General features: G+C 71.8%; 13 protein-coding genes. 10 read left to right on the top strand and 3 right to left on the bottom strand.

What is annotated here, in order from left to right:
- Positions 1-67: 67 nt before the first annotated feature.
- The 3 genes from FHW12_RS09435 (at position 68) to FHW12_RS09445 (ending at position 4242) form a co-directional block, all read left to right on the top strand.
- A complete protein-coding gene (locus tag FHW12_RS09435) occupies positions 68-2146 on the top strand; it encodes a tetratricopeptide repeat protein (RefSeq protein ID WP_182530747.1) in 2079 nt (692 codons plus the stop codon).
- A 78-nt stretch (positions 2147-2224) separates the two neighbouring features.
- Positions 2225-2857 (top strand): YbhB/YbcL family Raf kinase inhibitor-like protein, encoded by a 633-nt coding sequence (locus FHW12_RS09440; protein ID WP_182530748.1) that lies wholly within the window; start codon positions 2225-2227, stop codon positions 2855-2857.
- Between the two features lie 71 nt (positions 2858-2928).
- Complete coding sequence (locus FHW12_RS09445; protein ID WP_182530749.1) at positions 2929-4242, top strand: aspartyl/asparaginyl beta-hydroxylase domain-containing protein; 1314 nt, start codon at positions 2929-2931, stop codon at positions 4240-4242.
- A 27-nt stretch (positions 4243-4269) separates the two neighbouring features.
- Here FHW12_RS09445 and FHW12_RS09450 read toward each other — a convergent pair whose 3' ends face one another.
- Complete coding sequence (locus FHW12_RS09450) at positions 4270-5052, bottom strand: undecaprenyl-diphosphate phosphatase (protein ID WP_182530750.1); 783 nt, start codon at positions 5050-5052, stop codon at positions 4270-4272.
- A 199-nt stretch (positions 5053-5251) separates the two neighbouring features.
- On the opposite strand from FHW12_RS09450, the gene glnA reads away from it, so the two are divergent.
- The 5 genes from glnA (at position 5252) to FHW12_RS09475 (ending at position 10550) form a co-directional block, all read left to right on the top strand.
- Positions 5252-6661 carry a type I glutamate--ammonia ligase gene (glnA, locus tag FHW12_RS09455; protein WP_182530751.1) on the top strand — a complete coding sequence of 470 codons (1410 nt, stop codon included), beginning with the start codon at positions 5252-5254 and terminating at the stop codon, positions 6659-6661.
- Between the two features lie 83 nt (positions 6662-6744).
- A complete protein-coding gene (locus FHW12_RS09460) occupies positions 6745-7083 on the top strand; it encodes a P-II family nitrogen regulator (RefSeq protein WP_182530752.1) in 339 nt (112 codons plus the stop codon).
- Complete coding sequence (gene amt / locus FHW12_RS09465; protein WP_220484383.1) at positions 7073-8470, top strand: ammonium transporter; 1398 nt, start codon at positions 7073-7075, stop codon at positions 8468-8470. Before FHW12_RS09460 ends, amt begins: the two co-directional genes overlap by 11 nt.
- Before the next feature lie 24 nt (positions 8471-8494).
- A complete protein-coding gene (locus tag FHW12_RS09470; protein ID WP_182530754.1) occupies positions 8495-9127 on the top strand; it encodes a LysE family translocator in 633 nt (210 codons plus the stop codon).
- Positions 9128-9245: 118 nt separating this feature from the next.
- On the top strand, positions 9246-10550 hold the full coding sequence (locus FHW12_RS09475) for a tetratricopeptide repeat-containing sulfotransferase family protein (protein ID WP_182530755.1): 1305 nt from the start codon (positions 9246-9248) through the stop codon (positions 10548-10550).
- 116 nt (positions 10551-10666) lie between these two features.
- On the opposite strand, the gene FHW12_RS09480 is transcribed toward FHW12_RS09475, so the two are convergent.
- Positions 10667-10864 carry a CsbD family protein gene (locus FHW12_RS09480; RefSeq protein WP_182530756.1) on the bottom strand — a complete coding sequence of 66 codons (198 nt, stop codon included), beginning with the start codon at positions 10862-10864 and terminating at the stop codon, positions 10667-10669.
- Positions 10865-10910: 46 nt separating this feature from the next.
- Positions 10911-11261, bottom strand: coding sequence for a BON domain-containing protein (locus tag FHW12_RS09485; protein WP_182530757.1), 351 nt, complete (start codon positions 11259-11261; stop codon positions 10911-10913).
- 163 nt (positions 11262-11424) lie between these two features.
- Between FHW12_RS09485 and FHW12_RS09490 the strand changes: the two genes are divergently transcribed.
- Together FHW12_RS09490 and ntrC are read left to right on the top strand one after the other, a co-directional pair.
- Positions 11425-12453 carry a two-component system sensor histidine kinase NtrB gene (locus tag FHW12_RS09490; protein ID WP_259392945.1) on the top strand — a complete coding sequence of 343 codons (1029 nt, stop codon included), beginning with the start codon at positions 11425-11427 and terminating at the stop codon, positions 12451-12453.
- A gap of 13 nt (positions 12454-12466) precedes the next feature.
- Complete coding sequence (gene ntrC, locus FHW12_RS09495) at positions 12467-13867, top strand: nitrogen regulation protein NR(I) (protein WP_182530758.1); 1401 nt, start codon at positions 12467-12469, stop codon at positions 13865-13867.
- Positions 13868-13882 lie beyond the last annotated feature (15 nt).

The raw sequence follows: 13882 nt of genomic DNA on the forward strand, positions 1-13882 counted from the left end.
ATGCGGCATAATCGGCGGTCCGGCGCGCCCGCAGGCGCGCCTTCCGCAACTGCACGACGACGCACGCATGCTCAAAGACGCCATCGACCAGCATCGCCAGGGCCGTTTCGACGAGGCCGAGAAGGGGTATCGCGAGCGGCTCGCCGAGCAACCCGACGACGTCGAGGCGTTGCACCTGCTCGGCATGCTGCGCTACCAGCTCGGCGACACGCCCGAAGGCAGCACGCTGCTGCGTCGTGCCCACGAACTCGCCCCCGAAGACGCCGGCATCGAGCTCACGCTCGCCTCGCTGAACTTCCGCGAGGGCGACCACGAGGCGGCGCGACGCGGCTTCCACGCGGCGCTCGCGCTCGATCCGAACCTCGCCGGCGCGCACGCGGGCCTCGGCCAGCTCGCGCTCATGCGCGGCGAGCAGGCGGTCGCCGAGCAGCACTTCCGCACCGCGCTGCGCAACGGCGAAGAGCCGCACGCGCTGGCCGGCCTCGGTGGACTGCTGCTCGAACGCGGCGACCTCGAGGCGGCGCTGCGCCACCTCGGTCGGGCCGCCGACCTCGCGCCGAACGACGCGATGATCCAGTTCATGCTCGGCCAGGCGTTCGCGCGGCGCGACACGCCCGCGTTCGCCGAACAGGCGTTCCGCAACGCGCTGCGCATCAAGCCGGACCTGCACCAGGCGCGGCCTTGGCTCGGCGCGCTGCTGCTCAAGGCCGGTCGCCGCGCCGATGCCGATGCGCAATACCGCGAACTGCTCGGCGTCCCCGGCTTCGAGATCGCCGCGCAGGTCGGCATGGCCGACGTCGCTCGTGCGGACGGCCGCTACGACGACGCCGTCGCCTCGTACCGCGCCGCGCTCGCTGCGGATCCGGCGCAGCCGATGCCCGCGCGCGCGCTCGCCTGGTCGCTCGCGCGGCTCGGCCGCGTCGACGAGGCGATCGCCGCCTACGACGCCTGCCTGGCGATCTCGCCCGACGACGACGTGCGTGCCGCGCGCGCCGACCTGCTCAGCCTCGCCGGGCGCCTGCCGCAGGCGGCGGCGGTGTGGAAGGAACGGCTCGACCGCAACCCGGCCGACCTGCTCGCGCGCAACCGCCTCGCGCTGCTCGCCGAATACCTCGGCGAACTCGAAGCCGCCGAGGCGCACGCGGGCATCGTGCTCGCCGCGCGCGAGGATGCCGAGATGCGCCTCGTGCGCGCCCGCGCACGCCTGCGCGAAGGCGACCCGGACGGCGCGCGCGCGATGCTCGACGCGCTCGACCGGCAGGACCTCACCGAAGGGCAGGCGCGCCTGCGCTGGAACTATCTGGGCCGCCTGCACGATCGCGCCGGCGAAGCCGCCGAAGCGGTGCGCTGCTTCGCCGAGGCGCAGCGCGGCGCACCGCTCGCGGTGCCCGCGCTCGCCGATCCGCACCCGCAGCTCGACGTCGCCCTCGCCGAACCGGCACAGGCGCCGTGGGCGCACGCGCCCGTGCTGCTGCTCGGCGCGCCCGGGAGTGGCGTCGAGCGCGTCGCCGCGCTGCTCGCCGACCAGCCCGGCCTCACCGTGCTGCGCGATCGCATCGGTCCGGCCACCCGCGCCGACGACTTCAGCCAGCCGCGCTTCCAGCACTATTGCGGCGATCTCGACGCCGCCGCGCGCGAAGCCTTGCGGGAACGTTGGCTCGCGCCGTTGCGCGCCGCCGACATCGCCCTCGATCGGCCGATCGTCGACTGGCTGCCGCGCTGGGACGCGCACCTGCTCGCGCTCGTTCATCGCGCGATGCCCGGTGCGCGCATCGTCGTGGTCGAGCGCGATCCGCGCGACGCGCTGCTCAACTGGCTCGCATTCGGCTGGGCGCGCGGCTTCCCGTGCAGCGACGTCGACGGCGCCGCCGAATGGCTCGTGCGCGCGCGCCGCCACCTGCATCACGGCGCGGCGCTCGCCGCGCCGCGTCGCCTCGTCGTCGCCGCGGATGCGTTGCTCGAGGATCCGGCCGGCGCGGGTGACGCGCTCGCGCGCTTCCTCGGCCTCGACGTGCTCGAGCCGGGCGCGCAGTTCGCCGCGATGACGCGCAGCCTCGGTGGCTTGCCGGTGCGTTTCGCCGCAGGGCACTGGCAGGGTTACCGCGACGCGCTCGCCGGACCGTTCGGCAAGCTCGTCGCCAGCTGAACGCCGCGTCCATACGTGCGCGCACGACTGTCGCGTGCGCGCCGGCGTGCGCGATACTGCGGGCAGGAGGTGCCGCCCGTGCGTATCCACAGCGACGATTTCCGCGACATGCAGCCGATTCCCGACGATTGCGCGTTCGGGCGCCCCGGTTCCGCCGACACGCCGTGCGTACCGTCGGCGAACCGCAATCCGCACCTCGCGTGGGACCAGGTCCCCGAAGGCACGCGATCGTTCGCGATCACCTGCATCGACAGCGACGTGCCCACGCGTGGCGACGACGTCAACCAGCCCGGACGCCGCGTGCCGGCGTCGCTGCCGCGCACGGACTTCGTGCACTGGCTCATCGCCGACATCCCGGCCGATTGCCGCGAACTCGCGCGGGCGAGCTGCGGCGACGGTGTCGTCGCGCACGGCAAGCGCACGCCGCCGGGTCCGGCCGGCGCGTGCCAGGGGCTCAACGACTACACCGGCTGGTTCGCCGGCGATGCCACGATGGCCGGCGACTATCTCGGCTACGACGGGCCGTGCCCGCCGTGGAACGACGAGCGCGTGCACCACTACCATTTCCGCATCCACGCGCTCGACGTCGCCGGGCTCGGCCTGCGCAGCGGCTACTCGCTCGCGCAACTGCGCGAGGCGATGGCTGGCCACGTGCTCGCCGAAGCGGAGCTGACCGGCACGTACACGCTGAGCGTCGCCCTGCGGCGCTGATCGGCGGCGTGCGGCGACGTGCGGCGACGTGCGCTGCTAGCATGTGCGGTTTCCGCGCAGGGCACCACGACATGACCACGACTTCGGGAACCACGGCCGCCGACGAGCGGCGCGCCACCGCGCTCGCGTTCGTCGCGCAGGGGCGCGTCGCCGAGGCCGAGCGCGCGTTCGGCGAGTTGCTGCGCGAACACGCCGACGACGTGGATGCGCTGAACTTCCTCGCGATCTGCGCGCACGGCCGCGGCCAGGCCGACGCCGCGCTCGAACTGCTCGGCCGCGCGCACGCGGCGCATCCCGGCGACACGACCACGCTGACCAACCTCGGCGTGCTGCAGCGCGAACTCGGCCACCTCGACGAAGCGCACGCTGCGCTCGCCGAAGCCGTGCGCCTCGCGCCGGCGTTGTACGTCGCGCGCCTGCGCCTGGGTGAAGTGCTCGAGGCACGCGGCCGGTTGGGCCAGGCGCTGCCGGCGTACTTCGGCGCGATCCTGCACGCGCAGGAACACGGCCTGTGGCTCAGCGACGCGACCACCGACGCGCCGCTGCGTCCGCTCGTCAAGCACGCGATGCGCGCGGTCGCGTCCGGACGGCGCATGCTGTTCGCCTCGCTGCTGACGCCGCTGCGCGAGAAGCACGGCGATGCCGCGCTCGCGCGCGTCGGGCGCGGCCTCGCGATCTACCTGGGTGAACTCGAGCCCGACTATCCTGATCCGCGCCAGCGCCCGAAATTCTTCTACGTGCCCGGGCTGCCGGCGACGCCGGTGTTCGCGCGCGAGTTGTTCCCGTGGTTCGAGACGCTCGAGACGCACACCGCGACGATCCGCGAGGAAATGCGCGCGGTGCTCGCCGCGGACAGCGGCTTCGAGCCGTTCCTCGGCCATTTCGACGACACCGCGCCGCTCGCCTCGCACCTGCGCAACGAACGCGACACGCCGGTGTGGGACGCGTTCTTCTTCTTCCGCCACGGCGTGCGCAACGACGCCAACGCGGCACGCTGCCCGCGCACGTCGGCCGTGCTCGACACGCTGCCGTTGTGCCGCATCCGCGAGCATTCGCCGGAGGTGTGCTTCTCGGTGCTCACGCCGGGCTCGCACATCCTGCCGCACCACGGCGTGACCAACACGCGCGTCGTCACGCACCTGCCGCTGGTCGTGCCGGACGGCGACCTCGCGCTCGCCGTCGGCGGCCAGTCGCTGCGCTGGCAGGAAGGCCGCTGCTTCAGCTTCGACGACACGTTCGAGCACGAAGCCTGGAACCGCAGCGACGCGACGCGCGTCGTGATGCTGCTCGACGCGTGGAACCCGCACCTGACCGAGATCGAGCGCGAGGCGGTCACTTCGCTGATCAGCGGCATCGGCGACTTCAATCGGGCCGCCGGCCTGTAAGCGTCGCGATCGAGCGCGATCGAGCGCTCAGGCGAACGCGAGCAGCGCGAGCCCGAGCGCGATGCGGTAGACCGCGAACGGCGTGAAGCGGTGCGTGCGGATGTAGCCGAGCAGCCAGCGCACGGCGACGAACGCGGTGACCGCGGAGACGACGAACGCGAGTGCGAGCGCGCTCCAGTCCTCGTGCACTTCGCCGCCGCCCTTGAGCGTCTTCAGCAGCTCATAGCCGCTCGCCGCGAACATCGTCGGGATGCCGACGAGGAACGCGAACTCGGTCGCCGCGGCGCGGTTGCCGGTGCCGGCGAGCATCGCGACGAAGATCGTCGCGGCCGAACGCGACGTGCCCGGGAACACGCCGGCGACGACCTGGGCGAGGCCGACGAGGATCGCGACGGTCCAGGTGATCGTGCTGCGCTCCGGGCGGCGCGCGGCGACCGCTTCCGCGCCGAGCATCCAGACGCCGCCGAGCACGAGCGCCCATGCGACCGGCGTGATCGATTCGGGCAGCTTGAAGCCGAGCCGCGTCGCGGCGAAGCCGAGCACCGCGGTGACGAGGAATGCGGCGGCGAGCTTGAACGCGTAGTCGCGCTGCAGCGGATCGCCGAGACCGCAGGCGAGGCGCCAGAGGCGTTCGCGGTAGATGAGCACGACCGCGAGGATCGCGCCGGCCTGGATCACGACGTTGAACAGGTCCGATCGCGCGCCGAGCCAGTGCTCGGCGACGAGCAGGTGGCCGGTGCTGGAGACGGGCAGGAATTCGGTGATGCCTTCGATGAGGCCGAGCAGGACGGGGCTGGCGAGGTCGCTCACGGGACGGGGCGGGCGGGGAAGGGAGCGTGGATTGTACGGGCTGGACGCTGCGCCATCGTGGGGCAATGGCCGTCGGGTTTTGCACCATCGTGGTGCATTCGGCGATGCCGTGCCCTCGGGATTGGCGCCGTGGCGGCCCCTCGGGAGCTGGCACGACCGTTGCTATGACTCGTCGTCCATTCCTTGCCGAGGCTTCGCCATGCCCGCCCAGAACGTGTTCAAGATGATCAAGGACCACGAGGTCGAGTTCGTCGACCTGCGCTTCGCCGACATGCTCGGCAAGCAGCACCACGCGACCTTCCCCGCGCACGCGGTCGACGAATCGCTGTTCGAGGACGGCAAGATGTTCGACGGCTCGTCGATCGCCGGCTGGAAGGGCATCAACGAGTCGGACATGGTGCTGCTGCCCGACGCCGACGCCGCGTTCATCGATCCGTTCATGGCCGACAAGACGCTCGTCCTGCAGTGCGACGTGCTCGAGCCGAGCACGATGCAGGCGTACTCGCGCGACCCGCGCTCGGTCGCCAAGCGCGCCGAGGCGTTCCTCAAGTCGACCGGCATCGCCGACACGGCGTTCTTCGGCCCCGAGCCCGAGTTCTTCATCTTCGACGGCGTGCGCTGGCAGAACGACATGCAGAAGACCTTCTTCGAGATCGAATCGGAGGAAGGCCACTGGTCGTCGTCGGCGAAGTTCGAGGGCGGCAATTCCGGCTACCGCCCGGGCGTCAAGGGCGGCTACTTCCCGGTGCCGCCGGGCGACTCGTTCCAGGACCTGCGCAGCGAGATGTGCAAGGTGCTCGAGCAGGTCGGCATGACCGTCGAGGTGCACCACCACGAAGTCGCCACCGCGGGCCAGTGCGAGATCGGCACGCGCTTCAACACGCTCGTGCGCAAGGCCGACGAGCTGATGGCGATGAAGTACGTGATCAAGAACGTCGCGCACCAGAACGGCAAGACGGTGACGTTCATGCCCAAGCCCCTGGTCGGTGACAACGGTTCGGGCATGCACGTGCACCAGTCGCTGTCGAAGGGCGGCCAGAACCTGTTCGCCGGCGACCTCTACGGCGGCCTGTCGCAGACCGCGCTGTACTACATCGGCGGCATCTTCAAGCACGCGCGCGCGATCAACGCGTTCGCCAACGCGACCACCAACAGCTACAAGCGCCTCGTGCCGCACTTCGAGGCGCCGGTCATGCTCGCGTACTCCGCGCGCAACCGCTCGGCGAGCTGCCGTATCCCGTTCGTGCACAGCCCGAAGGCGCGCCGCATCGAGGTGCGCTTCCCGGATCCGATGCAGTCGGGCTACCTCACGTTCACCGCGCTGATGATGGCCGGCCTCGACGGCATCATCAACAAGATCGATCCGGGCGCGCCGGCCGACAAGGACCTGTACGACCTGCCGCCGGAAGAAGAGAAGAACATCCCGACCGTGTGCCATTCGCTCGACATGGCGCTCGAGGCGCTCGACAAGGATCGCGGCTTCCTCAAGGCCGGCGGCGTGTTCAGCGACGACCTCATCGACGCCTACATCGACCTCAAGATGCAGGAAGTCACGCGCTTCCGCGCGGCGACGCATCCGCTCGAGTACCAGATGTACTACGCGATCTGAGGCTCCGCGCCGGCGGTGCGATGCCGCCGGCGCATCGCTCGAACGCCGTGGGCGCCGGCCCGCGGCGCGGCAGGAGGGCGGGCATGAAACTGGTCACCGCGATCATCCAGCCGTTCAAGCTCGACGACGTGCGCGAGGCGCTCGCGCGCGCCGGCGCCGGTGGCGTCACCGTGACCGAACTGCGCGGCTATGGCCGCGCGCGCGGCCACACCGAGATCTACCGCGGCGCCGAGTACGTGGTCGACTTCGCGGCGGAGCTGCGCGTCGAGACGGTCGTCGTCGACGAGCGCGTCGACGCGGTCGTCGACGCGCTGCTCGAAGCGGCGCGCACCGGGCGCGAACATGACGGCCAGCTGTTCGTCGTGCCGCTCGAACAGGCGACGCGCGTGCGCACGGGCGAGGCAGGCGACGATGCGCTCTAGCGCGGCGCGCGCCGGTGTCGTCGCGCTCGCGCTCGTGCCGGCGCTCGCATCCGCCGCCTCCGTGCCCGACAAGGGCGACACCGCGTGGATGCTCGTCTCGACCGCGCTCGTGCTGCTGATGGCAGTTCCCGCGCTCGCGCTGTTCTACGGCGGGCTCGTGCGCAGCAAGAACATGCTGTCGGTGCTGATGCAAGTATTCGTCGTGTTCTCGCTGGTCAGCGTGCTCTGGTTCGCGTACGGCTACAGCCTCGCGTTCAGCGCGGGCAACGCCGTGATCGGTGGCACCGATCGCGTGTTCCTCGCCGGCATCGCCGATCCCGCGAACGGCACGTGGGCGCTCGCCTCGACGTTCTCCAAGGGCGTGCCGATGTACGAGATCGTGTTCGCGGTGTTCCAGGCGACGTTCGCCGCGATCACCTGCTGCCTCGTCGTCGGCTCGCTGGTCGAGCGCATCCGTTTCTCCGCGCTGCTCGTGTTCGTCGTGATCTGGTTCAGCGCGAGCTACCTGCCGATCGCGCACATGGTCTGGTACTGGCCCGGGCCGGATGCCTACGTCGTCGGCGCCGACGCCGCCGCGCTCGATGCCCGGGCGGGTTTCATTTGGCGCCTCGGCGCGCTCGATTTCGCCGGCGGCACCGTCGTGCACGTCAACGCGGGCATCGCCGGCCTCGTCGGCGCGTGGCTCGTCGGCAAGCGCATCGGCTACGGCCGCGAGGCATTGAGGCCGCACAGCCTGACGATGACGATGATCGGCGCGTCACTGCTCTGGTTCGGCTGGTTCGGGTTCAACGCGGGCTCCGCGCTCGAGGCGAACGGCACCGCGGCGCTCGCGTTCCTCAACACCTACCTCGCGACCGCGTGCGCGGTGCTGTCTTGGACCGCGGCCGAGTGGCTGCTCAAAGGCAAGCCGTCGATGCTCGGCGCCGCCTCCGGCGCGGTCGCGGGCCTCGTCGCGATCACGCCCGCGGCGGGCAACGTCGGCGTCGCCGGCGCGTTCGCGATCGGCGCGATCGCGGGCCTCGTCTGCCTGTGGGGCGTGACCGGGCTCAAGCGCCTGCTCGCGGCCGACGATGCACTCGACGTGTTCGGCGTGCACGCGCTCGGCGGCATCACGGGTGCGCTGCTCACCGGCGTGTTCAACGCGCCCGTGCTCGGTGGCCCCGGACTCGTGACCGACTGGGTCAGTGGTGCGACCGGCTACCCCGGCATCGCGGTGCAACTGTTCGCGCAGGCGAAGGCGGTCGCGATCACCCTGCTCTGGAGCGGCACGGTCGCGTTCGTCGCCTACAAGGCCGCCGATCGGCTGGTCGGCTTGCGCGTCGACGAAGAGCACGAGCGCGAAGGGCTCGACATCCGCTCGCACGGCGAATCGGCATACGACCACTGACGCGCATGCGCCGAACGGAATCCGATGACCACGCAGACCTGGCTCGCCTTCTTCGTCACCGAAACCGCGCTGTCGCTCGTGCCCGGCCCGGCGGTTCTGTACGTAGTGGGCCAGGCGATGCGCCACGGCGCGCCGCGGGCATTCGCGGCGAACCTCGGCATCCTGTCCGGCAACACGCTCTACTTCCTGTTGTCGGCGTTCGGCCTCGCCGCAGTCGTCGCGGCGGCGGCGCCGCTTTTCGTCGCGATCAAATGGCTCGGCGTCGCCTATCTCGCCTGGCTCGGCATCGCCGAATGGCGCGAAGCTCTGCGAGGGGCGGGCTTGCGCACGAGCGCCGTGCGCGGCACTCCCGCGCCGTTCGCGATGTGGCGGCAAGGCGTGCTGCTGCAGCTCGCGAACCCGAAGGCGATCCTGTTCTTCACCGCGCTGCTGCCGCAATTCGTCGATCCCGCGCAGGCGGTCGCGCCACAGATCGCCGTGCTCGCGCTGACGAGCGTCGCTTCCGAATTCGCCGTGCTCGCCGGTTACGCCTGGGTCGCCGCGCGCGGAAGCCGCGCGCTGCACGCGAATCCGCGCTACGCGCGCTGCACGGGCGCGGCGGCGGGAACGTGCCTGATCGGCGCCGGCATCGGCCTCGCGCTCGCGCAGCGGCATTGACGACGGACGACGCGGAGTTGCTTCGAAGGCGCGGCGAAACGTGCGGGCGGCCCCGCGTTTCGACCTGCTAGCCTAGGCCGCTCGCAACAGGCTTCGTTGCGCCTTGCCGGCCATGCCGATGACCTCATCCGATCCCGCCTCCGACGACGCACTCGCGCAGCTGCGCGCGGCCTGCGTCCGGAACCCGCGCGACGTCGACGCGTGGCTGCGGCTCGGCACGCAGGCGGACCAGCTCGGCCTGCACGCGGACGCGATCGCGGCGGGCGAGCGCCTGCTCGCGCTGCAACCCGGCCACGACGTCGCGCGCCTGCTGCTCGGACGCAACCTGCAGGCGCTCGGTCGCATCGACGATGCCGCCGCACACTACCGCGCGCTCGCCCGCGCCGGTGGCGCGCGCGCGTACCAAGGCTGGTTCAGCCTGGTCGACCTCAAGACCGTGCGGCTCGCCGACGACGAGGTCGTCGCACTCGAGCGGCTCGCGGGCGACGCGCGCATCGGTGCGGAAGCACGCATGGTGTTGCAGTTCGCGCTCGGCAAGGTGCTCGAGGACGCGGGTCGCCTCGACGACGCGTTTGCCGCGTTCGCCGCGGCGAACGCGCAGCGGCGCAGCCAGGCGAACTGGAGCGCATCGAACTACGCACTGCAGGTCGCCAATCTGCGCGCGGCGTTCGCGACCCCGCCCGTGGCCGCGCCGGCGAACCTCGGCGCGGAAATCGTCTTCGTGGTCGGCTTGCCGCGTTCGAGCACGACGCTCGTCGAGCAGATCCTCGCCGCGCATCCCGCGGTCGAGGGCGCGAGCGAGCTGCACGACCTGCCGGCGGTCATCGCCGCGGAAGGGCAGCGGCGCGGCCTCGGCTTTCCGCGCTGGAGCGCGGACGCGACGCCCGTCGACTGGGAACGCCTCGGTCGCGACTACCTCGCGCGCACGCGCCGCTGGCGCACGCGCAAGCCGCGTTCGACCGACAAGCTGCCCGCCAACTGGATGCTCGTCGGCGCGATTCGCGCGATGCTCCCCGCGGCGACGATCATCGACTGCCGGCGCGATCCGCTCGAAACGTGCTGGTCCTGCTACAAGCAGCTGTTCGCGCCGCGGCTCGCCGACTACAGCTACGACCTCGCCGACCTCGGCGCGTACTGGCGCGGCTACGACGCGCTCATGCGCGAGTGGGCGGCGCTGCACCCGCGCCATATCCGCTTGCAGGACTACGGCCGCCTGCTGCTCGAACCCGAGGCGGAGATTCGCGCATTGCTCGCCTTCTGCGGACTCGACTTCGACCCCGCCTGCCTCGCGTTCCACACCGCCGAACGCGGCGTGCGCACGCCGAGCACGGCGCAGGTGCGCCAGCCGTTGCGGCGCGACACCGCGCGCGCCGCCGCCTACGGTGATCGCCTCGCCGCGTTGCGCGACGCCTTGCGCGGCTGAGGTCGCGTTCCGCGAAGGGCATGGAGCGGCTGGAACCGCGCTGCGTGAGAGGACTTCCGCGGAAAAAAAAGAGGGCGGCCCGAGCGCCGCCCTCCACGTTGCATCCGGCGTCGACGTTACAGCGTGCGATCGAACTCGCGGATCTGCTTCTGCGCCTCGTCCTTGGCGATGCCGTAACGCTCCTGGATGCGGCCGGCGAGGTATTCGCTGTTGCCTTCGGCGACCTTGAGGTCGTCGTCGGTCAGCTTGCCCCACTTCGCCTTGAGCTTACCGGCGAGCTGCTTCCACTGTCCCTTGATCTTGTCTTCGTTCATTGCGTATCTCCCGTGCTGCTTGCGGTAGTCCGGAGCTGCTCGCGCGTCAGTTGCGCGACTTCAGGCCGCTCGAATCGACGTTCTTCACGCCCTTGACGCTCTTCGCGGCCGCGACCGCCTTCTGCACCGCGATGTCGTTCGCGAGCACGCCGGTCAGCGTGACGGAGCCGTCGACCGTCTTGACGTCGATGTCCATGCTCTTCACGCCGTCGGTGGTCGCCAGTTCCGACTTGACCTTGGTCGTGATCCAGGTGTCGGTGATCGGCTGGTCGGACTTCGTCGCGGTTTCACTGTTCGGCGCCGCCGCCGCTTCGGCCGCGGCAGCCAGGCTGGCGCCGCCGAAGCTGAGCAGCGTCGCGAGCGCGAGGGTCGACAAACGGAAAGTCTGCGTGTTCATGGGTACCTCCTCTCGATAGCGCGCCATGCTGCGGCGCGACGATCCCGGCGGGTCGTGCGGAAGACCCTAGGTCGTGCCGACTAACCCTCGAGTGAATAACGAAAATTTCAGTGTGGCTACGATTCAGGCTGGCACCACCGAAGCGATGCACTACAATGGTGCAATGAGCCTCGCCGACCCTGCCGCATCAGCGATTCCGCCTTCCGGCTGGACGCTGTCCGAGCAGTCGGCGACGCCGATGGCGCTCGTCGATCGCGGCCATGCGTTGCTTGCCGCGAACCCCGCGTTGCACGACTGGTTCGGTGGCGCCGCGCGCGGTTGGCGCGGCGAGCCGTTGGCCCTGCTCGATGCACGCCCGCCGCTGCTCAGTGAAGCGACCGAGCGCGCATTCGTCGAACAGCGGCGCGTCTGGCTGCGCGAGGCGCGCGTGCGCACCGCGATCGGCGACCGCGGTGCCGACCTCGCGCTGACACCCCTGGATGCGGACGCCTTGCTGCTCGAAGTGCTGCCGATCGCGGCCGAGCCGTCGACGACCACGCGCCTGTCCGAGTCCCTGCGCGGCTTCGCCCACGAGGTACGCGGTCCGCTCGCCGGCATGCGCGGTGCGGCGCAGCTGCTGCAGCGGCGCCTCGACGCCGACGACCGCGAGCTGGCCGGCCTCATCGTCGCCGAGGTCGACCGCCTCGCGAGCCTGTCCGAGCGCCTGCTGCACGCGGGCGCGAAGCCGCGCCTCGCGCGCGTGAACGTGCACGAGATCGTCGAGCGCGTGGCGGCGCTCGCGACGACCGGTGCCGACGCGCCGCTGCGCCTGCGGCGCGACTACGACCCGAGCCTGCCCGCCGTGCGCGTCGACGCCGACCGGCTGTTGCAGGCACTGCTCAACCTCGTGCGCAACGCGCTCGAGGCCGGCGCGCAGGAGCTCGTGCTGCGCACGCGCGCCGAGCACGCCGCGCGCATCGGCGAGCGCGCGGTGCGCCTCGCCGCGCGCATCGACGTCGTCGACGACGGCCGCGGCGTACCGGCCGAACTCGCCGACACGCTGTACGAACCGCTCGTCTCCGGACGTCCCGACGGCAGCGGGCTCGGCCTCGCGCTCGCGCGCGAGATCGCGCGCGAGCACGGCGGCGAACTCGGCCATGCGAGCCGGCCCGGCGCGACCGTGTTCAGCCTGCTGCTGCCGGTGAGCGAATGAAGGCGCGCGCGGGATGAGCGCGGCACCGCTCGCCTGGATCGTCGACGACGATCGCGCCGTGCGCCTCGTGCTCGCCGCCGCGCTGCGCGAGGCCGGCTTCGACGCGCGCGAGTTCGGCGATGCCGAGTCGGCGCTCGCGGCGTTCGCCGAGGCGAGCCCGGACCTGCTGTTCACCGACGTGCGCATGGCCGGCGCGAGCGGCCTCAAGCTGCTCGAACGCGTCGTCGCGCAATGGCCGCGGCTGCCGGTGATCGTGATGAGCGCGTTCACCGACGTCGCGACGACCGCGTCGGCGTATCGCCTCGGCGCGTTCGACTACCTGCCCAAGCCGTTCGACCTCGACCAGGCCGTCGCGTCCGCGCGGCGCGCGCTCGCGCAGCACCCGGCGGGTGCGCCGGCGCCGGTCGCCGCCGATTACGCCGAGCACGAACTGATCGGCCGCAGCGCGGCGATGCGCGAGCTGTTCCGCGCGATCGGCCGCGTCGCCGCGAGCGGGCTCGGCGCGCTCGTGACCGGCGAGACCGGCACCGGCAAGGAACTCGTCGCACGCGCGTTGCACCGCGAGAGCGCGCGCGCCGGGCAGCCGTTCGTCGCGCTCAACACGGCGGCGATCCCGAGCGAGCTGCTCGAATCGGAGCTGTTCGGCCACGAAGCGGGCGCGTTCACCGGGGCGGCACGTCGCCACGCCGGCCGCTTCGAGCAGGCCGAGCGCGGCACGTTGTTCCTCGACGAGGTCGGCGACATGCCGCTCGCGCTGCAGACGCGCCTGCTGCGCGTGCTCGCCGCCGGTGAGTTCTATCGCGTCGGCGGGCGCGAGCTGATCCGCGCCGACGTGCGCGTGATCGCCGCGACCCACCAGGACCTCGACGCGAAGGTCGCGCGCGGCGAGTTCCGCGCCGACCTGCTGCACCGGCTCGACGTCGTGCGCCTAGAAGTGCCCGCGCTGCGCGCGCGCGCCGACGACGTGCCGCTGCTGGCCGAGCATTTCCTCGCGCGCGCGGTCGCGCTCGCCGGCGGTGAAGCGAAGCACTTCACGCCGGCCGCGCTCGGCGCGCTGCGCGGCTACGCCTGGCCCGGCAACGTGCGCCAGCTCGAGAACCTGTGCCGTCGCCTCGCCGTGCTCGCGCCCGGGCGCGAGGTCGGCGTCGGCGACCTGCCGCCGGCGATCGTCCATGAAACCGTCGCGGCCGAGCCGGACGGCTGGGAGGCGGCATTGCGCCGCTGGGCCGAGGCGCGCCTCGGCGCGGGCGCGAGCGACCTGCACCGCGAGGCGAGCGCCGTGCTCGAGCGCGTGCTGCTCGACGCCGCGCTCGCCGCGCACGACGGCCACCGGCAGAACGCCGCGCGCTCGCTCGGGCTCGGCCGCAACACGATGACGCGCAAGCTCGGCAGCTCGCGCCGGCGGCCGCGCTGAGCGGCTGCTACCATG

The organism is Dokdonella fugitiva, from assembly GCF_014138265.1.
GTDB classification, from domain to species: Bacteria; Pseudomonadota; Gammaproteobacteria; order Xanthomonadales; family Rhodanobacteraceae; genus Dokdonella_A; species Dokdonella_A fugitiva_A.